The 19,994-nt window shown below is 75.2% G+C and carries 19 protein-coding genes; 6 read left to right on the top strand and 13 right to left on the bottom strand.

The window, feature by feature from the left end; all coding sequences use genetic code 11:
- Positions 1-50 precede the first annotated feature (50 nt).
- The 3 genes from mdlC to J5Y05_RS11055 all read left to right on the top strand — a co-directional run bounded on the left by mdlC (position 51) and on the right by J5Y05_RS11055 (position 4,499).
- On the top strand, positions 51-1,631 hold the full coding sequence (gene mdlC, locus J5Y05_RS11065) for a benzoylformate decarboxylase (RefSeq protein ID WP_210871006.1): 1,581 nt from the start codon (positions 51-53) through the stop codon (positions 1,629-1,631).
- A 91-nt stretch (positions 1,632-1,722) separates the two neighbouring features.
- Positions 1,723-3,177, top strand: coding sequence for a benzaldehyde dehydrogenase (locus J5Y05_RS11060; RefSeq protein WP_210871004.1), 1,455 nt, complete (start codon positions 1,723-1,725; stop codon positions 3,175-3,177).
- A 59-nt stretch (positions 3,178-3,236) separates the two neighbouring features.
- Positions 3,237-4,499, top strand: coding sequence for an MFS transporter (locus tag J5Y05_RS11055; RefSeq protein WP_210871002.1), 1,263 nt, complete (start codon positions 3,237-3,239; stop codon positions 4,497-4,499).
- Positions 4,500-4,620: 121 nt separating this feature from the next.
- Here the strand turns inward: J5Y05_RS11055 and J5Y05_RS11050 are convergent, their stop codons facing one another.
- Together J5Y05_RS11050 and J5Y05_RS11045 are read right to left on the bottom strand one after the other, a co-directional pair.
- Complete coding sequence (locus J5Y05_RS11050) at positions 4,621-5,373, bottom strand: PepSY domain-containing protein (RefSeq protein ID WP_210871000.1); 753 nt, start codon at positions 5,371-5,373, stop codon at positions 4,621-4,623.
- Between the two features lie 291 nt (positions 5,374-5,664).
- Positions 5,665-6,666 (bottom strand): LysR family transcriptional regulator, encoded by a 1,002-nt coding sequence (locus J5Y05_RS11045; RefSeq protein WP_247614434.1) that lies wholly within the window; start codon positions 6,664-6,666, stop codon positions 5,665-5,667.
- Between the two features lie 208 nt (positions 6,667-6,874).
- On the opposite strand from J5Y05_RS11045, the gene snpA reads away from it, so the two are divergent.
- Positions 6,875-7,543 carry a snapalysin gene (snpA, locus tag J5Y05_RS11040; RefSeq protein WP_210870998.1) on the top strand — a complete coding sequence of 223 codons (669 nt, stop codon included), beginning with the start codon at positions 6,875-6,877 and terminating at the stop codon, positions 7,541-7,543.
- 63 nt (positions 7,544-7,606) lie between these two features.
- Here snpA and J5Y05_RS11035 read toward each other — a convergent pair whose 3' ends face one another.
- The 7 genes from J5Y05_RS11035 to J5Y05_RS11000 all read right to left on the bottom strand — a co-directional run bounded on the left by J5Y05_RS11035 (position 7,607) and on the right by J5Y05_RS11000 (position 15,092).
- Entirely contained in the window at positions 7,607-8,452 is an 846-nt protein-coding gene (locus J5Y05_RS11035) for an STM4011 family radical SAM protein (protein ID WP_210870996.1), read from the bottom strand.
- An 8-nt stretch (positions 8,453-8,460) separates the two neighbouring features.
- Positions 8,461-9,942 (bottom strand): STM4012 family radical SAM protein, encoded by a 1,482-nt coding sequence (locus J5Y05_RS11030; RefSeq protein WP_210870995.1) that lies wholly within the window; start codon positions 9,940-9,942, stop codon positions 8,461-8,463.
- Positions 9,939-10,763: an STM4013/SEN3800 family hydrolase gene (locus tag J5Y05_RS11025; RefSeq protein WP_210871449.1), complete on the bottom strand. Its 825-nt coding sequence runs from the start codon at positions 10,761-10,763 to the stop codon at positions 9,939-9,941. Before J5Y05_RS11025 ends, J5Y05_RS11030 begins: the two co-directional genes overlap by 4 nt.
- A gap of 76 nt (positions 10,764-10,839) precedes the next feature.
- Positions 10,840-12,168 (bottom strand): STM4014 family protein, encoded by a 1,329-nt coding sequence (locus J5Y05_RS31730; protein WP_247614433.1) that lies wholly within the window; start codon positions 12,166-12,168, stop codon positions 10,840-10,842.
- On the bottom strand, positions 12,149-13,111 hold the full coding sequence (locus J5Y05_RS11010; RefSeq protein WP_210870993.1) for an STM4015 family protein: 963 nt from the start codon (positions 13,109-13,111) through the stop codon (positions 12,149-12,151). Before J5Y05_RS11010 ends, J5Y05_RS31730 begins: the two co-directional genes overlap by 20 nt.
- Before the next feature lie 4 nt (positions 13,112-13,115).
- Positions 13,116-14,069, bottom strand: a complete 954-nt coding sequence (locus tag J5Y05_RS11005; RefSeq protein ID WP_210870991.1) for an STM4015 family protein — start codon at positions 14,067-14,069, stop codon at positions 13,116-13,118.
- Between the two features lie 333 nt (positions 14,070-14,402).
- Entirely contained in the window at positions 14,403-15,092 is a 690-nt protein-coding gene (locus J5Y05_RS11000; protein WP_210870989.1) for an adenosylcobinamide amidohydrolase, read from the bottom strand.
- A gap of 235 nt (positions 15,093-15,327) precedes the next feature.
- Between J5Y05_RS11000 and J5Y05_RS10995 the strand changes: the two genes are divergently transcribed.
- The gene (locus tag J5Y05_RS10995; RefSeq protein ID WP_210870987.1) at positions 15,328-15,678 is read left to right on the top strand and encodes a hypothetical protein; all 351 of its coding nucleotides are present in this window, start codon (positions 15,328-15,330) and stop codon (positions 15,676-15,678) included.
- Positions 15,679-15,720: 42 nt separating this feature from the next.
- Here the strand turns inward: J5Y05_RS10995 and J5Y05_RS10990 are convergent, their stop codons facing one another.
- Positions 15,721-16,917, bottom strand: a complete 1,197-nt coding sequence (locus J5Y05_RS10990) for a globin domain-containing protein (protein WP_210871447.1) — start codon at positions 16,915-16,917, stop codon at positions 15,721-15,723.
- Positions 16,918-16,999: 82 nt separating this feature from the next.
- Complete coding sequence (gene nsrR / locus J5Y05_RS10985) at positions 17,000-17,446, bottom strand: nitric oxide-sensing transcriptional repressor NsrR (protein WP_210870985.1); 447 nt, start codon at positions 17,444-17,446, stop codon at positions 17,000-17,002.
- Positions 17,447-17,596: 150 nt separating this feature from the next.
- Between nsrR and J5Y05_RS10980 the strand changes: the two genes are divergently transcribed.
- Positions 17,597-18,028 carry a hypothetical protein gene (locus tag J5Y05_RS10980; RefSeq protein WP_210870983.1) on the top strand — a complete coding sequence of 144 codons (432 nt, stop codon included), beginning with the start codon at positions 17,597-17,599 and terminating at the stop codon, positions 18,026-18,028.
- Positions 18,029-18,061: 33 nt separating this feature from the next.
- On the opposite strand, the gene J5Y05_RS10975 is transcribed toward J5Y05_RS10980, so the two are convergent.
- Both J5Y05_RS10975 and J5Y05_RS10970 read right to left on the bottom strand, forming a co-directional pair.
- Positions 18,062-18,745: an ABC transporter ATP-binding protein gene (locus tag J5Y05_RS10975; protein ID WP_210870981.1), complete on the bottom strand. Its 684-nt coding sequence runs from the start codon at positions 18,743-18,745 to the stop codon at positions 18,062-18,064.
- On the bottom strand, positions 18,742-19,830 hold the full coding sequence (locus J5Y05_RS10970; RefSeq protein WP_210870979.1) for an ABC transporter permease: 1,089 nt from the start codon (positions 19,828-19,830) through the stop codon (positions 18,742-18,744). Before J5Y05_RS10970 ends, J5Y05_RS10975 begins: the two co-directional genes overlap by 4 nt.
- Between the last annotated feature and the right edge of the window lie 164 nt (positions 19,831-19,994).

The raw sequence follows: 19,994 nt of genomic DNA, 5'->3' as shown, positions 1-19,994 counted from the left end.
CATGTCGCGGGGTCCCTAACGTGTCGGACGTCACTGCGAAAGGAACGTCTGTGCCATCCGTGCGTCGTGTCTCCCACGAATTCCTGGAGCGCCAGGGGCTCACCACCGTGTTCGGCAACCCCGGCTCCAACGAGCTGCCCTTCCTCGCCGACCTCCCCGACGGCTTCCGGTACGTCCTCGGTCTGCACGAGGGCGCCGTCCTGGGCATGGCCGACGGGTACGCCCAGGCGACCGGCCGGCCGGCGCTGGTGAACCTGCACGCCGCCTCCGGTTCCGGCAACGCGATGGGCGCCCTCACCAACGCCGTGGCCTCCCGCACCCCGCTGGTGATCGTGGCCGGGCAGCAGGTGCGTCCGGCCATCGGTCCGGAGGCCAACCTGGCCAGCGTCGACGCCCCGTCCCTGATGAAGCCGCTGGTCGGCTGGGCCGGTGAGCCGGCCTGCGCCGAGGACGTGCCGCGGGCGCTGGCCCAGGCCGTCTTCGAGGCGCGGCTCCAGCGGCGGCCGACGTACCTCTCCGTCCCCTACGACGACTGGGAGGCGGAGGCCGGCGACAACAGCCTGGCCGTCCTCGACCGGGAGGTGGGGCGGGGTGCGGCGCCCGGCGCGGAGCAGGGCCGCCGGCTCGCCGAGCGGGTCGCCGCCGCCCGGCGTCCCGCGCTGGTGCTCGGCGGGGACATCGACGCGGACGGTCTCTTCGACGACGCCGTACGGCTCGCGGAGCGGCTCGGCGGGCCGGTGTGGGCGGCGCCCTCGCAGTTCCGGCTGCCCTTCCCCAACCGGCACCCGCTCTTCCGCGGGGTGCTGCCGGCCGGGATCGCGCCGGTCTCCGAGGCGTTCGAGGGCCACGACCTGGTGCTGGTGCTGGGGGCGCCGGTCTTCCGCTACCACGAGTACCTGCCCGGCCGGTACCTGCCCGAGGGCACGCGGCTGATCCAGGTCACCGAGGACGCCGCCGCGGCGGCGCGGGCGCCGATGGGCGAGGCGCTGGTCGCCGACCCGGGCGCGGTCGTCGACCTGCTCCTGAAGACCCTCGACGCGCCCGCCTCCCCGGCCGGCGACTTCCGCCCGGTGCCCGGACCGCCCACCGCAGAGGGCGCCGAGACCCACCCGGAGGAGGTCTTCGCCGCGCTGCGCGACGAACTCCCCGACGACACCGCGTACGTGGTCGAGTCGACCTCGACCAGTGCCGCGTGGTGGCGGCAGATGGACCTGCGCCGTCCGGGCTCGTACTACTTCCCGGCGGCGGGCGGGCTCGGCTTCGGCCTGCCCGGCGCGGTCGGCGTGGCGATGGGCTCCCCCGGCCGCCCGGTCGTCGGCGTGATCGGGGACGGTTCGGCCAACTACGGCATCACGGCCCTGTGGACGGCGGCGCAGCACCGGGTGCCGCTGACCATCGTGCTGCTGCGCAACGGCACGTACGGGGCGCTGCGCTGGTTCGGCGGGCTGCTCGGCGTGCCGGACGCCCCCGGACTCGACATCCCCGGGCTGGACTTCACCCGGATCGCGGAGGGCTACGGGGTGCCCGCCCGGCAGGCCGGCGACGCCGGGGAACTGCGCGCCCTCCTCGCCGAGCCGGCCGACGGGCCCCGGCTGATCCAGGTGGACACGGCGCTGACCACCCCCTCCTGAGGGACGGGGTGCGGCGAGCACCCCACGAGCACCGCACGAGCACCCGAAGCAGAGCGACGAAGAGCGACGACGGAAGAAGAGAGGGAACACGATGACTTTCCTGGACAGCGGCGTCTGGGGCGGCCGGTTCTTCAGCGACGGCTGGCGGGAGTCGGCCACCGGACACCCGGTCGTGGAGCCGGCCACCGGTGACCGGCTCGGCACGGTGGGCGCGGCCGGCACCGAGGACGTGGCCCGTGCCGCGGCCCGCGCCGCCGAGGCCCAGCGGGCCTGGGCGGCGACCCCGCCCCAGCGGCGGGCCGCCGTACTGCGCCGGGCGGGTGAGCTCTTCACCGAGCACGCCGCCGAGGTGGAGGAGTGGCTGGTGCGCGAGGCCGGCTCGGTCCGGTCCAAGGCCGGCTTCGAGGTGGGGCTCGCCGTCGGCGAGTGCTTCGAGTGCGCGGGCCTGCCGACGCATCCGCAGGGCGAGGTGCTCACCTCCGAGGACGCCCGCTGGTCGCTGGCGCGGCGCCGTCCGGCCGGGGTCGTCAGCGTCATCGCGCCCTTCAACTTCCCGCTCATCCTCGGTCTGCGCTCGGTCGCCCCGGCGCTCGCCCTCGGCAACGCGGTGCTCCTCAAGCCGGACCCGCGCACCACGGTGAGCGGCGGCGTCGTCATCGCCCGGATCTTCGAGGAGGCGGGGCTGCCGGAGGGCCTGCTGCACCTGCTGCCGGGCGACGGCTCGGTCGGCCAGGCGGTCGTCGACGCGCCCGAGGTGCGGGTCGTCTCCTTCACCGGCTCCACGCCGGTCGGCCGGGCGATCGGCGAGCGGGCCGGGCGGCTGCTCAAGCGGGCCCACCTCGAACTGGGCGGCAACAACGCGCTGGTGGTGCTGCCGGGCGCGGACGTGGCGAAGGCGGCGTCGGCGGGCGCGTTCGGCTCGTACCTGCACCAGGGGCAGATCTGCATGACGACCGGCCGGCACATCGTGCACGAGTCGCTGGTCGAGGAGTACACGGCGGCCCTCGCCGCGAAGGCGAAGGCCCTGCCGGTCGGCGACCCGGCCCGCGAGGAGGTGGCGCTCGGCCCGATCATCGACCGGCGCCAACTGGAGCGTGTGCACGGCATCGTCACCCGGAGCGTCGCGGCCGGCGCGAAGCTCGCCGCGGGCGGCGAGATCGACGGCGCCTGCTACCGGGCCACGGTGCTGACCGGGCTGACCACGGAGATGCCGGCCTGGCGCGAGGAGATCTTCGGCCCGGTGGCGCCGGTCATCTCCTTCGCCACGCTGGAGGAGGCGGCGCGGATCGTCGACGACTGCGAGTACGGGCTCTCCGTCGGCATCCTCGGCGACGTGGGCACGGCGATGAAGCTCGCCGACCGCATCGAGTCCGGCAAGGTGCACATCAACGAGCAGACCGTCGCCGACGAGCCCAACGCCCCCTTCGGCGGGGTCAAGGCGTCCGGCACGGGCTCCCGGTTCGGGGGCGCGGCGGCCAACGTCGAGGCGTTCACCGAGACCCAGTGGGTCACCGTCCGCCCCGACATCGCCGACTACCCCTTCTGACCGGCCCGCCCGTCCCCGTCCCCGCTCCGCTCACCCACCCGACTGGGGGGAACGTCACCATGGCTTCCGCCACCACATCCGACTCGTCCACGCGCGGCTCCCGCGGCACGAGCGGCACCTGGACGGTGGTCCTGTGCTGGATCACCGTCATGCTGGAGGGCTACGACCTCGTCGTCCTCGGCGCGATCATCCCCACCCTGCTCAAGACCCGGCACCTCGGCATGACCGCGGCCGACGCGACGACCATCGCCACGCTCTCGCTGGTCGGCGTGGCGATCGGCGCGGTCTGCGTCGGCCCGCTCGCCGACCGGCTGGGCCGGCGCGCGCTGCTCATCGGCTCGGTCGTGCTGTTCTCCGTCTTCACCCTCGTGGTGCCGCTGGCGAACTCCGTCGCCATGTTCGCCCTGCTCCGGCTCATCGCCGGTCTGGGCCTGGGCGCCTGCATGCCGGTCTCGCTGACGATGATGGCCGAGCACATGCCGGCCGGCCGCCGGGCGCGGGCCAGCACGCTCACCATGACCGGCTACCACACCGGCGCGGTGATCACCTCGCTGCTCGCGCTCCAGGTCACCGACGACTGGGAGATCCTGTTCTACCTGCTCGGCGTGGTGGGCCTCGGCGTCGCCGTCATCCAGTGGTTCCGCCTGCCGGAGTCCGAGGCGTTCGTCAAGGCGCAGAAGGAGGGCACCGAACGGGTGCCGTTCGGCGAACTGCTCAAGCCGGCCTACCTGCGCGCGTGCGTCGGCGTCTGGGTCGCCTCGTTCATGGGTCTGCTGCTGGTCTACGGCCTCAACACCTGGCTGCCCAAGCTGATGAACGACGCCGGTTACCCGGTGCCCACCGCCGTCACGCAGCTCCTCGTGCTCAACGTCGGCGGCGTCCTCGGCCTGGTCCTCGGCGGCTGGGTCGCCGACCGGCGGGGCATCAAGGGCACCACCATGGGCTGGTTCGCGGTCTCGGTCGTCATGCTGGCGTGTCTGAGCGTGAAGATGGACAGCGACCTGCTCCTCAACACCGTGGTCTTCCTCACCGGGGTGTTCGTCTTCTCCGCGCAGGTCCTGGTCTACGCCTACGTGACCAACTTCTACCCGGCCGCCGTGCGCGGCACCGCGCTCGGCTCCGCCTCGGGCATCGGGCGGCTCGGTTCGATCGTCGGCCCGTCCATCACCGGTGCCCTGGTGGCGTCGGGGATCGGCCACCCGTGGGGCTTCTACTTCTTCGCCGCGGTCGCGGTCTTCGGCTTCCTCGCCGTGCTGACCCTGCCGAGCCGCAGGGCCGAGCCGGAGGCCCTCGAAGCGGCGGCCGTCGAACCGGCGGCCTGACGCCCGCGTACGGGTGAACGCGACGGGAGCGGTGGGCCGCCCGGCCCGCCGCTCCCGTCGTGGTGCGTGTGCTCCCGCGTGGCGGTCCCGGTGCCCGACCGCCGTGCCGCTCGCGAAGAGGTCAGTCGTCGTCGACCTTCTCGCCGAGGACCTTGCCGTTGGTGGCGTCCACGTCGACGGTCGTCTTGTCCCAGGTGTCGGTGTTGACGACGTCCACGGCCCACTGGAGCTGCTGGTTGTCGTTCTCGTCGAGGGCGAGCCCGGTGACGGTGCCCTTGGTCTTGTCGGTGGCGGCCTTCACGGCCTGCTGCGGGGTCTGGCTCGCCTTGTCCAGCCGGTCGGCCATGTCCCGCTTGTCCGCGGCGCTCTGGTCCGGCTCGACCTGGGTGCGGAAGACCTTGCCGCTGACCGCGTCGATGTCGATCCGGTGCACGGTGCCGTCGGGGGCCGCGACCTTGGCCTCCCACTCGGGTGCGCCCACGCTGGGGGCCGGGTTCGGGGTGCTGGGGCTCGGGGAGCCCGTCGCCGACGTGGCGTCCTTCGAGGTCCGCTGTAGTTCGAGGTCGACCAGCTTGCTCTGGGGCACCTCCTTCATGGCGGTGTCGGCCGCCTTGTCCCAGGTGATCTTCGCCATCGGGATCAGCGCCTTGCGCTCGGCCCGGTCCCCGCCGGGCGAGGACGACGCCGTGCCCGTCGGAGAGGCGGTGCCGGTGTCGGTGGCGGGGGTGGAGGGCGATCCGGTCGGCGCCGCCTCGGCGACGCTCGAACGGGTGGTGTCGGCGCTGCTGCAGGCGGTCGCCAGCAGGAGGGAACCGCCCATGGCGCAGATCACGGCCAGGGATCGGAGGGGCGGAAGTCGTCGCGTAGAGCTCATGGTGCTCTCGGTAACCAGCCGGTCATCCCCTCATACCGGCGGGAAAGGGAAATCACCGCAATGGACCGACACGCCGCTCCGACGCCGTCGCCGGGCTCCGGACCGGGCTCACGGCGGGGCCGCGGGCGGGGCCGGCGGGGTGGCTCGTGCCGTGCGGGGCACGGGTGTTCACCCGGGTGCCGCGGTCGGTGGCGTCCGCCGGGGGACGGGGCGGGCGGGCCGGTGCGGGGGTGGGCGCGGGCCCTGCCGGCCGGGGGCTCCGTACCCGGGGCGGGGCGGGCGGGACGGAGATCAGCGGGACGGGGTCAGCGCCGGCCGGCCGGTGCCCGGGACGGCGGTGCCCGGGGTGAGCGGGGGTGGTGAGGGGGCCGGCAGGGGTCCCGTGTCCTCCAGCCACTCCCGGTACGCGCACGACTCGCGGGCCACCTCCCAGTACGCCTCCTCCAGCGCCGGGTAGGCCGCGTCCAGCCGGTCCCGGGTCCGCGCGGCGAGCAGCAGGCGGACGCCGAGCGGGTCGCCGGCGAGGCGGCGCACGGCCAGGTCGGGGCGCGACCGCGAGCTGGGCTGGCAGACGGTGACCACCTCGCCGGTGGCGACCAGGGACGCGGCCGTGTGGTAATCGCCGTGCAGGACACGGGGGTTGAGGCCGACCGCGCGCAGCATCCGGTGCACGCCGTCCCACTCGCCGTCGACGGTCGGATCGACCATCCAGCGGTCCTCGGCCAGGTCGGCGAGGCGGACCACACCACCGGCGGCGGCCGGATGGTCGGCGGGCAACATCACGAACTGCGGCTCCCGCTCCACGAGCACCCGCAGCCGCAGCCCCTCCGGCACCCGCAGCGGGCTGCCCTCGACCTCGTGCACGAAGGCCACGTCGAGCTGCCCGTCGGCGACCCGGCGCAGCAGTTCGTTGGCGGAGACGTCCATCTGGAGGGCGGGTTCCAGCCCGGGGCGGCGCAGCCGGCGCAGCCACCCGGCGAGGGCACGGCTCGCGGTGGAGCCGACGCGCAGGCGGCTGTCGCCGCCGGCCGCCGCCGCGCGGGTCTCCCGGACCAGGGTGCGCATGTCGGCCACGAGCGGGCGGGCCCGGCCGAGGACGGTACGCCCGAGCGGGGTCGGGCGGCACCCGGTGCGCTCGCGCACGAACAGCCGCCCGCCCAGGGCCTGTTCGATGCGGCTCAACTGGGCGCTCAACGTGGGCTGGGCCACGCCCAGTTGACGTGCGGCCCGGTGCAGGCTGCCCGCGTCGTCGATCGCGCAGAGCGCGCGAAGGTGCCTCACCTCAAGCTCCATGCGGGGAGCGTAGAGGCGTCCAGGGGGTTGCGCCAGGTGAACAAAAGGCGGCGGAACCGGGCGAGTTCAGCACTTCGGCCCACGTCGGGCGGGCAGGGCGGACGGGGGTGATAGCGCGGCCCTATCACCGGTTGCCATCATCACAGCGGCCTCATGGGCGGCTCACACTCACCGGTGACGACTTCACCCCCACACCGAGGAGTCACCGATGCGCATCAAGCTCCCCCTGCTGACCGCCGCGGCCGGCCTCGGCCTGACCGCGAGCCTGCTCGGCGGCCCGGCCGCGACGGCCGCCGCCCCCGCCCCGTCCGCCGACTACCTCGGTTACGCCGCATCGGCCGAGAACGCCCAGGAGAACCAGGAGTTCTTCGAGGCGGTCATCCGCTCGGTCGCCGAGAAGCGCGCGGCGAGCCCGAACGCCGCGGCGGCCGTCACCGTCTACTACAGCGCCGCCAACGCGCCGAGCTTCCGCGGCCAGATATCCCGCAGCGCCCAGATCTGGAACGGCTCGGTCGCCAACGTCCGGCTCGCGGAGAGAAGTTCGGGCGCGGACTTCACGTACTACGAGGGCAACGACTCGCGCGGCTCGTACGCCTCCACGGACGGGCACGGCCGGGGGTACATCTTCCTGGACTACCGGCAGAACCAGCAGTACGACTCGACGCGGGTGACCGCGCACGAGACCGGGCACGTGCTGGGCCTGCCGGACCACTACTCCGGTCCGTGCAGCGAGCTGATGTCGGGCGGTGGCCCCGGCACCTCCTGCACCAACGCCTACCCGGACGCCAACGAGCGGGCCCGGGTGAACCAGCTCTGGGCGTACGGCTTCACGGCCGCGCTCGACAAGGCGCTGGAGAAGTCCGCCGCCCAGCGCTGACCCACGTGCCCGCGGGGACGGCCTGCCCGGCCGTCCCCGTCGGCGTGCCCGGCTCCGGCGCGGTCAGGCCGGGCCCGGTACGCGTTCCAGGACGCCGCCGGCGAACACGTCGTACAGGGGCAGTGTCTCCAGGTGGACGTAGCCGATGTGGCAGTCGCAGACGGCGAGGGGGCAGGGTCGGGGGCGCAGCGCCTGCCGGTAGGAGCCGTCGTAGAGGTTGCCCAGTTCGGTGCGGACGAAGTGGCAGCGGCGCACGGTCCCGTCGCCGTCGACGGAGATCACCGACTCGCCGGTGCGGCAGGGCAGTCCGGCGCTGGCGTGCGGGTGCCGGCTGTAGGGGAAGAGCGGGTCCAGCTCCGTCCAGGCCGCGGCCTCGGCCTCGTCGTAGGTGTGGCCCTCGGCGGCGTTGACCCACAGGTAGACGTGGGCGGGCAGGTCGGCGCGGAGCCGCCGGGCCTCGTCGAGGTGGTCCGGCACTCCGACGACGCCGACGCTGTGGCGCACCCCGAGCGCGGCCAGCTCCCGGCACTTGCCGAGGAACCGGTCGTACGGGGTCTGGCCCGGGTGGTACGTGCACCACAGGGCGAGGGTGTCCCGGTCGGCGTCGGCGAGCCAGTCGGTGCGGCAGCTCAGGTTGGTCTGGATGGCGACGCGGCGGATGTGCGGCAGGTGGGACAGCTCGGTCAGGGTGCGCCGGTACCAGGAGCGGACCAGCCCCTCGCCCCAGGGGGTGAAGAGCACCGAGAGCCGGTCCTCGGCGCGGCCGGCGGCCCAGCCGGCGAACCGCTCCAGCGCGGCGCGGTCGGCGCGCAGTTGCTCCCGGCTGTCGCGGCGCTTGGCGAACGGGCAGTAAGGGCAGTCGTAGTCGCAGGAGGCGAGGGGCCCGCGGTACAGGAGGGTCAGGTCCATGGGGCGGGTCACTTGCTCTCGTAGGCGGCCATGGCGGCCCGGACCGCCGGGGAGAACAGGGCGGGTCCGACGGCGTCGGAGTGGGCCAGTCCCTCCGGGGTCAGCCGGAGCCTGTCGGGGGTGCCGGTCAGCCAGCCCCGGTCGGCGAAACGGTTCAGCTCGGGGGCGAAGTCGTCCTGCGGGAGGGTGCCGAAGCGGGCCCGGTACTCGGCGGTGTCGAGCCCGTCGGCCTGGAGCAGCGACTGGATCAGGTGGCGGCGGCGCGACTCGCCGGCGTCCATGGGGTGGCCGTACTCGGCGTGGGCGAAGTCGGCGGCGGGGCGGGCGACGTAGTCGTCGACGATGGAGCGGACCTTCTGCGTGCCGACCGCGTAGTCGAAGGAGTAGTGCAGCCCGGCGGTGTAGGAGCGGGCGCCGCAGCCCAGGCCGATCATGCCGTCGGTCTGGCAGGCGTAGTCGTCCGCGCCCTGGGGGACGGCTCCGGCGCGGCGGAACATGCGCATCGACCGCTGCTCGTACCCCCGGGCCAGGAGGTGGTCGCGGCCCAGCCGGTACAGGCGCAGCCGCTGCCGGTCCCACTCGGGGTCCGGGTCGCCGGCGCGGCGGCCGAGGCCGGTCAGCGGGCGGATGTAGAGCGGGTAGAGGTACAGCTCTTCGGGGTGCCAGGCGAGGGCGGCGTCCAGGGAGCGCAGCCAGGAGGCGTCGCTCTGGCCGTCGATGCCGTAGATGAGGTCGATGTTGAGGACGGGTATCGCGGCGTCGCGGACGCGGCCGAGGGCCGCCTCGACGTCGGCGCGGCGCTGCGGGCGTACGGCGGCGCGGGCCTCGGTGTCGTCGAAGCTCTGCACGCCGAGGCTGAGCCGGGTGGCGCCGCGGGCGGCGAGGAGCTCCAGCCGGTCGGCGGTGGCCGTCGCGGGCGAGGCTTCCACGGAGAGCGGGACGGAGCGCAGGTCGGCGCCCATGCGGTGTTCGGCGATGTCGCAGAGCCGGTCGAGTTCGGCGGCGGTGAGGAAGGTGGGGGTGCCCCCGCCGAACGCCGCGGTGGCGAAGCGGACCGGTCCGGTGCCGAGCGCCTCGCGGACGGTGGTGGCCTGGCGCTCCAGGGCGTCCAGGTAGGCGCCGGTCAGCCCGTCGGGGGCGCCGACGCGGGTGAAGAGGTTGCAGAAGCCGCAGCGCACCTCGCAGAAGGGGATGTGCAGGTAGAGGGAGAGCGCGTCCTTCGGCTCCGACGCCCAGAGGGCGCGCAGTCCGGGGCGGTCGGGCAGGCGGCGGTAGGCGGTCTTGTGCGGGTAGGCGTAGACGTAACTCTCGTACGGGCGGGGCTCGTCGGGGGGCGCGGGGCTGTCGGCGGGCGCGGGGCCGACGATCGGGAGGGGGCCGACGATCCGGGCGGGGCTGTCGGCGGGGGTGGGGCTGCCGGTGGGGGCCGGGCTGCCGGCGGGGGCGGGGCTGCCGGTGGGGGCCGGGCGGAGGCCGGGGGCGGTGGTCATCGGGCGGCTCCGGCGGCGGGCTCGGGGGCGAGGACGAAGTGGGCGTAGGGCACGGTCCACACGCTGGGGTGGCCGAGGCGGTGGCCGGTGTAGCCGTCCTCGCCGTAGGCGGTGCCGTGGTCGGAGCAGACGATGGCGAAGCAGGGCCGCCTGCGGCTCGCGGCGGCGAAGAGCCGGCCGATGTGCCGGTCGACGTACTCCAGGGCGGCGGCGTGGCTCTCGCGGGAGTCGCCGTCCTCGCGGGTGGCGCCGGGCCGGTGGAACCAGTTGGGCTGGTGCAGCGCGGAGACGTTGACGAAGAGGAACAGGCGCTGTTCGGCGGGGAGCCGGCGCACCACGTCCTCGGCGCGGGCGATCTGGTTCTCGAAGGAGGCGGGCGAGGTGACGCCGAACTCCGGCTCCCAGTGGGACTCGTGGAAGAGTCCCGGCAGCACGGAGCCGAGCGGGCCCCGCCGGTTGAAGAAACCCACTCCCCCGACGCAGACGGTGTGGTACCCGGCCCCGGCGAGGCCGGAGACGAGGTCGGGGGTGTCGAAGACCCAGGTGCGCTCGGCGGTCGTCTCGCTCCCCGCGAAGCTCGCCGCGAAGAGCCGGGGGTGCGGTCCGGGGGCGGCGGGGGTCGGCAGGAACCCCGCGAAGATCGCCTGGTGGGAGGCGTAGGTGAAGCTGCCCGGGGCGTGCCGTTCCTCCCAGCGTCCGCCGGGCAGGTGCCGGGCGAGGTTCGGGATGCGGCCGGCCGCGGCGAGTTCGGCGGCGACGTCGTACCGCAGCGTGTCGAGCGTGACCAGGAGCAGGTCGTGGCTGCCGACGACGCGGTTCATGTCGGGGGTGCCGGTGCCGCCGGGTGGTGCCTCGGGGGCGGCGCCGGGCCGGGGGGCGTCGTGCGGGGGCGTCGGTTCAGGCGCCGGCATGCTGCTCTTCCGTTCTGTGCGGGTGTCCGTACGGGTGGCTCCGCGGCTGTCCGTGCGGAGGGCGGGCGGGGGCCGGCCGTCCGCGCGGGACGGCGGCGATCTGGGCCCCGTAGGTGTCGAGGTGTTCGGCGCCGCTGCCCGGCAGTCCGGTCAGCCGGGGCAGCAGGTCGCCGAAGGCGTTGACCTCGCCGACCGCGAACTGCCGCCAGCCGGTGACGGGAAGCAGGTCGACGCCGACGCAGAGGGTGCCCGGGAAGCAGGCGGCGGCGCGCTCGCAGATGCCGAGAGCCTCGGCCCAGCTCCCGCCGGCCGCCTCGACGGCGTGGCGGACCGCGCCGAGGTCGCCGCGGGCGCCGCCGAGGTGGAGGTTGGTCATGGGCTGTCTGCTGGTGCGGACCACGGCGTGGGTGGCCCGCCCGGCGACGACGAGGACGCGCAGGTCGGCGGCGCGGCCGTGCTGCGACGCCTTCGGCAGCCACCGCTCCAGGTGGAGTCCGTCGGGGGCGAGGGTGTCGACGATGGCGGCGAGGTCGGCCTCGTGCTCGTAGCGGCGCACCCTGAGGGAGTTGTACAGCGCTCCGTCCGGGGCGAGTTCGACCGAGGTGGTGGCGCGGACGCGGCCGGTGGGCGAGGACTCGACGGCGAGCACCCCCGACGCCGACGAGCCGTGCGCGAGCTTCACGAAGACCCGGGGCAGCCGGTGGGCCCGCATCAGGCGCCGCACGTCGTCCCAGCCGTGGACGACGGCCGGGGCGTCCGCCGCGGTCGCGGCCTGAGGAGTGGTCGCGGCCTGGGACGTGGTCGCGGCCTGGGACGTGGTCGTTCCCTGGGCCGTGGGCGGGTCGGTCCCCGGGGGCGCGGGGGGCGTCGGTGCCGTCGCCGGGGCGGGTGCGTGGGCCGAGGTCGGGGAGAAGGGGACGGGGACGCCGGCGGCGGCCAGGGCCGCGTGACAGCGCCGCTTGTCGAACAAGACGGCCAGGTCGTCCGGGTCGTCCAGGCGGTGGCCGCCCTCCAGGGTCCGGACGGCGGTCAGGAAGCGGTCGTACCAGCGCGCGGTCCCCTCGACCCGGGTGGGGTCGTCGACGCCGCGCAGGAGCAGGTCGACCCCGGCGTCCTCACCGGGCGAGTCGAGGCGGACGGTCTCGTCCGGCGCGAAAACGGCCCCGCCGTCGCGCAGGACGCGGCTCCAGGGGACGACGCGCGGCGCGGGCAGCCCCGCCGAGGCGACCGCCTCGGCGAACAGCGTGACCCGGCGGTTCTCCGGATTGCCCACCACCGCGAAGCGCGGCCCGGGTTCACTCGCCGACCGCGACATAGCGTCCCCCGACTCCGGCGTGGTACGCGGGTTCGAGCGCGAGGCGCACCCCGTGCGGGGCGAGGGTGTCGCGCAGCCGCCGGGTCATCGGCTCGCTCATGAAGTGGTGGTCGAGGTCGAGCACGGCGAGGTGGCTGAGGGGCCGTCCGGCGAGCAGCGCGCCGCCGCCCTCGTCGCCGAGGGTGCCCATGCCGAGGTCGAGGCTCTCCAGTCCGGCCACGAGCGGCGCGGTGGACACGGCGGCGGCGACCTGGTCCTGGATGTCGCTGTTGCACAGGCCGAGCCGCCGCAGCCCCGGGTACCGACCGAGGGAGGCGAGCAGCGCGTCGACCTCCCCCGGGCGGCAACTGCCGCCGTACCCGCTGGTGCCGAGCCACAGGTCGATCTCCCGCAGTCCGGGGAAGTCGCAGGCGGCGAGCGCCCGCACCGGCTCGCGTGGCAGTCCGCCGGACTCGACGCGCAGCGTGCGCAGCCCCTCATGCCGCAGAGGCTCGACCACCAGCCCGTCGGCGCCGCGCACGCCCAGTTCGGCCAGGTCGGGCCAGGCGCGCAGCACCCGGGTCACCTCGCCCTGCCTGAGCCAGGAGATGTCCCACTCCTCGCGTCCCACGTCCGCGAGGAAGAGGGCGCGCAGCGCGGGCAGCCGGTGGGCGTCGGCGGTGATCCGCTCCAGGACCGGGTCGATGCCGTGCTCGTCCCACTCCGTCCACCAGGAGCCGATGAGAACGGCGGTGACCTCCTCGGTGCGCACCTCCTCGTGGAAGCGCCGCCAGACCGTCTCGAACTCGATGGGCTCCTCGCTCCAGGCACAGGACAGGCGCCAGGCGACGGAGGCGGCCGGGGGCGGTGGCCGCCGGCGGGCGGACGGCCGCTCCGGGTGCACGGGGAAGTCGCGTACGGGCAGCCCGTGGAAGGTGGTCAGATGGGTGGCGGGGTGGCGCACGCCGTCACTCGCCCACCGAGACGAAACGGTGGACCGTGCCGTCGTCCTCGCGGTCCTCCTCGGCGTCGCCCTCGTCGAGGTCGAGTTCGACGCCGGCGGGGACGAGGGCGTCGCGGAGGCGGTCCCGGAGGGGTTCGCCGATGTAGTGGTGGTGCAGGTCGAGCTTCTTGAGGTGGGTGAGCGGCCGGCCGGCGAGGAGCGCCGCGGCGCCGTCGTCGCCGAGGGTGCCCATGCTGAGGTCGAGCACGTCGAGGCGGGTGACGACGGGCGCGGAGGCGACGGCCGCCGCGACGGCGTCCTGCATGTCGCTGTTGCGCAGGGCGAGGTGGCGCAGCCGGGGCAGGCGGGCGCCGGAGAGGACCGGCTCCAGGTCGGCGACCTCGGAGTCGGCCCCGTACCAGGTGGTGCCGAGCCACAGCTCCAGGCGTTCCAGCGCGGGCAGTTCACAGGCGCCGATGCCGCGCACGACGCGGGCGGGCAGCCCGCCGGTCTGCACGACGAGGGAGCGCAGCCGCTCGTGGCGCGGCACCTCCCACCCGAGGCCCTCTCCGCCGCGCACCCCGAACTCCTCCAGCTCGGGGAAGGCCGTGAGCAGGGCGGTGACGTCGGTCTGCTGAATCCAGGAGATCTCGCACTCGGTGAAGACCATGTCGCCGAGGAAGAGGGCGCGCAGCGCGGGCAGCCGGTCGCGGGCGGCGAGGAGTGCCTCGATGACGTCCCCGGGGCCGCTGTCGTACGCGTCCTCCCACTGACCGACGATCAGGGCCCGCACCCGCGTGAGGTCCACGGTGGCGCCGAACCGGGCGAAGGTCTCCGGCCAGTCCTCCTCGGTCTCCTCGGAGGCCGAGATCCGCCAGGCGACGGCGTCGGCGGCGGGCAGTTCCTCCGTGGCCCCCGGCTCGGGGAAGTCGTGGGCGGGCAGGTGGTACAGCTCGTCGAGATGGGTGTTCAGGGCCATGCGGAGTGTTCCTGACGTGAGGCGGGTCCGGTACGGCGGTGCGCCAGCAGTTCTACCAACCGGCACTGACAACGGCCGCGGGTGCCCCCGTCGGCCCGGACGGCGCGGGAGGGCGTCGCCCGGGGTCCCGGGATGGGGGCTCAGGAGTACGCGGCGACGCGGGAGAGGTGAGCGGTGCCCTCCCGGGGCCGCCGGGCGCGCGGGTCACGGGGGCGGGGGGATGTGCGGGGGACGCGGAGGGCCCGGCCCGGTGGCGTCGCGGGCACGAGGGGCGGCGCCGGGCGGCCCGGGGTGGGGGGGGCTCAGGGGTGGGGGGGCTCAGGGGTGGGGGGCTCAGGAGCCGGTGGGGGCGGGCAGGGCGGTGAGGACGGCGCGGTGCACGGCGCGGGCCAGCCTGGCGCCCCACTCGGAACGGGGTCCGGCGAAGGCGTGGACCTCGGCGCCGGGGCGAGGGGAACGGGCCGCGACGCACACGGCGTCGGTCGGGGTGCCGGAGCAGTCGAGTCCGGCTTCGAGGAGTGCCTGCACCTTGGCCTCGGTCGCGGTGATGACCGCGTTCACCAGCGCCGCGTCGCCCAGCGCGACCGGGACGGCGGCGACGATGTTGATCGTGCCGGGCGCGGGGACCGCCACGGGGGGCTCGTGCGGGACGGCGGCCCAGCCGCGCACCGCGACACCGGCGGTGGCCAGGGCCTCGGCCCCGCCGTCCCGGCCGCGTCCGGGGCGGCGGACCTCGGCGGCGGTCATCAGGCCCACGCCCCGGCCGGACGCCCCGGCGCCGCGGGCGAGGCGGGCCAGGTGTGCGGCGGGGTCGGTGCGCCGGTAGCCGTGGGCCACCTGGGCGTTGAGCACCCAGGCGCGTTCGGCGACGCCGCCGCCGAGCACGGCGCTGCTCGCCATCCGCCAGCCGGGACCGGCCTCCCACAGCAGGGCGTGCAGCCGTTCCCCGTCCTCCAGACGCGTCAGGCACCGCGTCCGCAGGAGCCGGGGCCCGCCGCGCGGCGGTGGCGGGACGACGGTCACCGGTCGGGCTCCCTACGGGGTCGAGGACGGACCGGTCGATCGTACGCGGCGCCCTCGGCGCCGGCCCGGGTGCCCGGGGTGCGGGGAGGCGGGACCGGGGAGGCACCCTCGTCCACCGGGCCCGGGAGCACCACGCCGCTCTGCCCCGGGCGCCCCGCGAAGGCGCGTTGCGGGCCGGGCACCCGGGGCTTTCACTGAAGGCAGACACGCCGTCAGGCGTCGGATCGGAGGCACGATGCTGTCCCATACGTTGCAGCACGGAGTCCTGGTCATCAGGGTGGACCGGGACCCGGGGATCGACGGGCGGGCCGCGCTCGCCACGCACATCACCCGACTGGTCGATGCCCACCATCCCCGTCCCGTCGTCATCGTGCTCACCGAGCCGGCCGCCGGGAACGCCGCCGTCAGCGCCGTGCTCCGGGCCCACCAGTGGTGCGGCCGGCTCGGGGTCCTGATGTCGGTCGTCGCGCACAGCGCCCCCGTCCGGCGGCTGCTGGAGAACAACGCCGACAGCTCCGGTCCGCGCCTGGTGGTGCACGCCCGGGTCGACACCGCGATCAGCACGGCGTTCACGGCGGCGGCCTGAGGCGCCGCCCGGCGGGAGCGGGGCGGCGCGCGGCGGGGCCGGTCAGCTCTCGGCGAGCCAGAGGTCGGGGCCGAACACCTCGTAGTGGACGGCCCCGGCGGGCACCCCGCGGCGCAGCAGGTCGCCGCGGACGGCGCGCATGAAGGGCACCGGGCCGCACAGGTAGGCCGTCAGGTCCGCGGGCAGCTCCAGGCCGGAGAGGTCGGCCCGGCCGGTGGCGGCCTCGTGCGCCGCGTCGCCGGGCTCCTCGTACCAGAGGTGGAACCGGGCGCCGGGCAGGGCGTCGACCAGCGCGCGCTGCTCCTCGCGGTGGGCGTGGTCGGCGGGGCCGCGGTCGGCGTGCACGACGATCACCGGGCGGGCCGAGCCGGTGGCGGCCAGGTCGTCGAGGATGGCCAGCATGGGCGTGACGCCGATGCCGGCGGAGGCGAGCAGCAGCGGGCCCTCTCCCTCGGCCGGCGACAGGTCGCCGAAGGGTTCGGAGACGGAGAGCACGTCGCCCTCGCGGGCGTGGGTGTGCAGCCAGGAGGAGACCTCGCCCTCCGGGCCGGCACCGTCCCGGACCCGCTTGACGGTGATGCGCCGGTCGGGCCGGCCGGGTGCGCGGGAGAGGCTGTACTGGCGTATCTGCCGGGCTCCGTCGGGCAGTTCGCACTGGACGCTGACGTACTGGCCGGGGCGGAAGGGCCGCAGGGGCAGGCCGTCGGCGGGCCGCAGGTCGAAGGAGACGGCGTCGGGGCTCTGCTCCCGCCGGCCGACGATCTCCATCCGGCGCCAGACCTCGCCCTCGGCGACGCCGGACTCCTCGTAGAGGCGGGCCTCGATGGCCACCAGGGCGTTCGCCATCAGCCAGTAGACCTCGTCCCAGGCCGCGGCGACCTCCGGGGTGACGGCGTCGCCGAGCACCTCCGCTATCGCGGCGAAGAGATGGCGGTGGACGATCTTGTACTGGTCGGAGGTGATGCCGAGCGAGGCGTGCTTGTGGGCGATCCGCGACAGCATCGCGTCGGGGCGCTCGTCGGGGCGGTCCAGCAGCATCCCGGCGAAGGCGGCGATGGAGCCGGCCAGGGCCCGTTGCTGCTCGCCGCTCGCCTGGTTGCCCCGGTTGAACAGGTCCCGCAGCAGTTCGGGGTGGGCGGCGAACATCTTCCGGTAGAACAGCTCGGTGATGTCACCGATGGCCGCTCCGACCGCGGGAAGGGTGGCCCGGACCACGGGGACGGACTGTTCGGAGAGCACAGCGGACTCCTTCATTGACTTAATTGGTAGATGAGATGCGTGTTATGCGGCAGACGGAGACCCCCACGGGCAACCGGCCCCCTCAGCCGGGCGGACGGGAGGTCAGGCCGACCAGGACCGGCCCGGTCGGCGAGGCGACGAGATCGGCCACGGTCAGCGGGTCGAGCGCGGCGTAGAACGCCTCCTGCGCGGCGCGCAGGGCCCCCCTGAGCCGGCAGGCGGCGCGCAGCGGGCACGGGGGATCGTCCTCGCAGGCGACGACCTCCCCCTCGCCCTCCAGCTCGCGCACGAGCCAGCCGACCGACGCCTGCCGGCCGAAGCCGGTCAGTGCCAGCCCGCCGCCGCGTCCGCGCCGCGCCTCCACCACCCCGAGGTGTCGCAGGCGCGTGACGGCCTTCGCCGCGTGGGTGTACGGGACCCCCACCGCCTCGGCCACCTCGCGGGTGGTCAGCGGGTCGCCACCGTCTCTCACGACCGCCAGGCGCATCACGGAACGCAGCGCCAGGTCGGTGAACTTCGTCAGCCGCACGTTCCGGACGCTAGCAAATACGCATGCTAAATTCTTCTTTGACTGCGGCAGTGGGGTGTGTGGAGTGCGTCACCCCGTCGGGCCGCGGGGACCGGCCGCCCAACCGGGCGGTGTGCGGGCCGGGTTGCGAGCAGCGGACGGTGACACCCGATGACAGTGGAAGACGGCGGCGCTCCCCTGCCGCGCGTCCTCGCCGACACGGCGGCGCTCCTGGCGCCGGGGGCGGAATCGTCCGGCGCGCTGTGGCGGCTCGCCGAGCCGGGACGGCAGCTCGACGCGAACGTGGTCCGCGTCCCGGCGGGCGGCCGGGTCGGCACCCACAGGGAACCCGACCTCGACGTCCTGCTCCTCGTCCTGGACGGCGCGGCCTCGCTGACCGGCTCCGACGGGGAGCACGCGCTGCGGCCCGGGATGCTGACCTGGCTCCCCCACGGCTCCACCCGCGCGCTGGAGGCCGGCCCGGACGGGGTGGCCTACCTGACCGTGCACCGGCGCCGGCCCGGGATGCGGATCGGCCCGCCCGGCACCGCCGCCCGGCTGATGCCCGACGACGGCGGGGACAGCGGGGACGACGGGGACTGAGCGGGCCCGTGGACGCCGGGGCGCCCGCGCCGGTCAACCGGCCGGTGTGGCGTGCCGCAGGCGTCCGTCGTGGACCTCGGTGATCCGGTCGGCCGCGGTCAGGTGGGCGTGGTCGTGGGTGACCAGCACCGTGGCGGTGTCCCGTTCGCGGGTGAGCCGGGTGAGCAGGTCGATGACGGCCGCGCCCCGTTCGTGGTCGAGGGCGCTGGTGGGCTCGTCGACGAGCAGGACACCGGGGTCGTTCATGAGGGCGCGGGCGATGTTGACGCGCTGGCGCTGGCCTCCGGAGAGCTGGTGGGGGCGGCGTCCGGCCCGGTCGGCGAGGCCGACGGCGTCGAGGAGTTCCAGGGCCCGGCCCCGGGCGGCGCGCGGGCTGCGGCCGTCGAGGTGGGCCATCACCTGGAGTTGTTCGGCGGCGGTCAGCGCGGGCAGCAGGTTGGGCTGCTGGAAGACGATGCCGATCTGCCGCCGGCGCAGTTCGGCGAGGGCGGCGCGGCTCAGGCCGGCGGTGTCGGTGCCGTCCACGGTGACGGTGCCGGAGTCGGGGGTGATGAGGGTCGCGGCGACGGCCAGGAGGCTGGACTTGCCGGAGCCGGAGGGGCCGATGACGGCGGTGAGGCTGCCGCGCGGGACGTCCAGGGTGACCCGGTCCAGGGCGGTGAGGCGGCCGTCGCCGTCGGGGTAGGTGAGGGTGATGTCGTTCAGGCGCAGGCTCATCGGGCGCTCCCCAGGGCGGTCAGCGGGTCGACGGAGGTGATGCGGCGGACCGCGAGGGCGGCGCCGAGGCCGCCGAGGAGGACCATCACGGCGGCGGGGACCAGGACGGTCGCGGGTTCCAGGACGAAGGGGACGGCCGATCCGGAGACGGCCGCGCCGATGGCGGCGGCGCCCGCGGTGCCGACGGCGGTCCCGACGGCCAGCAGGATCACGGCCTGGGCGAGGGCGTCGCGCAGCAGCCCCGAGGTGGTGGCGCCCAGCGCCTTGAGGACGGCGATGTCGCCGCCGCGCTGGATGGTCCACACGGTGAAGAAGGCGCCGACGACCAGCGCGGAGATGGCGAAGAGGAATCCGCGCATGAGTTGCAGGGAGCCGTTCTCGGCGGAGTAGGAGCCGATCGCGGAGAGCGAGTCGTCCTTGGTGACGGTGCGGGTGCCGGCCGCGCGGTCGCCGGCCGCGGTGTCGGTGCCGGAACCGGTGTCCAGGGCGATGACCGTGGCGGTGTTCCCGTCGGCGGCGCCGGTGGGCGGCGCGACGGCCCGCCAGGTGCCGAGGCTCGTCCACACCACGGGCGTGTGGCTGAAGGCGAGGCCGGTGGCGGTGGTGGCGACGGTGAGCCGCTGCCCGGCGAGGGTGACGGCATCGCCCGCCCGGACGCCGAGCCCCTCGGCGGTGCCGGAGGAGAGGACCACCGTACGGTCGTCGAGGCGGACGCCGTCCGGGGCCAGCCGGGAGCCGGGCTCGACGCCGAAGACGGAGACGCCCTCGCTGCGGTCCCCGGCGACGGCCCGGGTGGTGGCGATGCCCAGCGGGTCGGCGGAGCGGACCCCGGGGACACCGGCCCAGCGGGTCCACTGGTCCTCGGTGACGGTGGAGTTGGCGTACGACAGCTCCTGGCCGCCGGGTGGCGCGGCGAAGGCGATCCGGTCCGCCGGCAGGGCGGTGACGGCGGAGACGTTCTCGCGGGCGAGGCCCGCGGTGAGACCGGACAACAGTCCGACCAGGAGGGTGATCAGGACCACGACGGTGCCCATCAGGGCGAACCGGCCCTTGGCGTACGTCAGGTCTCTCAAGGCGACGAACACGTCTTGCCCGCTTTCTCGGCGACGGTGGAGGCTCCCCGGCGGGGGAGGCGGGCCGGCCGGGTGACGGACCGGCGGCGTGTCCCCACCGTCGCCGACCGGGGGCGGTGCGGGCATCGGCCGTGGGCGCGGACTTCGCGGGCCGAAGGTGGCGTGCGGAACTCTCA

Source organism: Streptomyces tagetis (assembly GCF_018069565.1).
GTDB classification, from domain to species: Bacteria; Actinomycetota; Actinomycetes; order Streptomycetales; family Streptomycetaceae; genus Streptomyces; species Streptomyces tagetis.
This window is presented reverse-complemented; position numbering and strand designations above follow the sequence as displayed.

Excerpts from the sequence above, each read along its gene's own strand:
- J5Y05_RS11025 (WP_210871449.1), bottom strand. The coding sequence starts at position 10,763 with ATGAACCGCGTCGTCGGCAGCCACGACCTGCTCCTGGTCACGCTCGAC.
- J5Y05_RS11050 (WP_210871000.1), bottom strand. The coding sequence starts at position 5,373 with ATGAGCTCTACGCGACGACTTCCGCCCCTCCGATCCCTGGCCGTGATC.
- snpA (WP_210870998.1), top strand. The coding sequence starts at position 6,875 with ATGCGCATCAAGCTCCCCCTGCTGACCGCCGCGGCCGGCCTCGGCCTG.
- J5Y05_RS11005 (WP_210870991.1), bottom strand. The coding sequence starts at position 14,069 with ATGGCCCTGAACACCCATCTCGACGAGCTGTACCACCTGCCCGCCCAC.
- J5Y05_RS11055 (WP_210871002.1), top strand. The coding sequence starts at position 3,237 with ATGGCTTCCGCCACCACATCCGACTCGTCCACGCGCGGCTCCCGCGGC.
- J5Y05_RS11060 (WP_210871004.1), top strand. The coding sequence starts at position 1,723 with ATGACTTTCCTGGACAGCGGCGTCTGGGGCGGCCGGTTCTTCAGCGAC.
- J5Y05_RS11030 (WP_210870995.1), bottom strand. The coding sequence starts at position 9,942 with ATGACCACCGCCCCCGGCCTCCGCCCGGCCCCCACCGGCAGCCCCGCC.
- J5Y05_RS10980 (WP_210870983.1), top strand. The coding sequence starts at position 17,597 with ATGACAGTGGAAGACGGCGGCGCTCCCCTGCCGCGCGTCCTCGCCGAC.
- J5Y05_RS10975 (WP_210870981.1), bottom strand. The coding sequence starts at position 18,745 with ATGAGCCTGCGCCTGAACGACATCACCCTCACCTACCCCGACGGCGAC.
- J5Y05_RS11045 (WP_247614434.1), bottom strand. The coding sequence starts at position 6,666 with ATGGAGCTTGAGGTGAGGCACCTTCGCGCGCTCTGCGCGATCGACGAC.
- J5Y05_RS31730 (WP_247614433.1), bottom strand. The coding sequence starts at position 12,168 with ATGTCGCGGTCGGCGAGTGAACCCGGGCCGCGCTTCGCGGTGGTGGGC.
- J5Y05_RS11035 (WP_210870996.1), bottom strand. The coding sequence starts at position 8,452 with ATGGACCTGACCCTCCTGTACCGCGGGCCCCTCGCCTCCTGCGACTAC.
- J5Y05_RS10995 (WP_210870987.1), top strand. The coding sequence starts at position 15,328 with ATGCTGTCCCATACGTTGCAGCACGGAGTCCTGGTCATCAGGGTGGAC.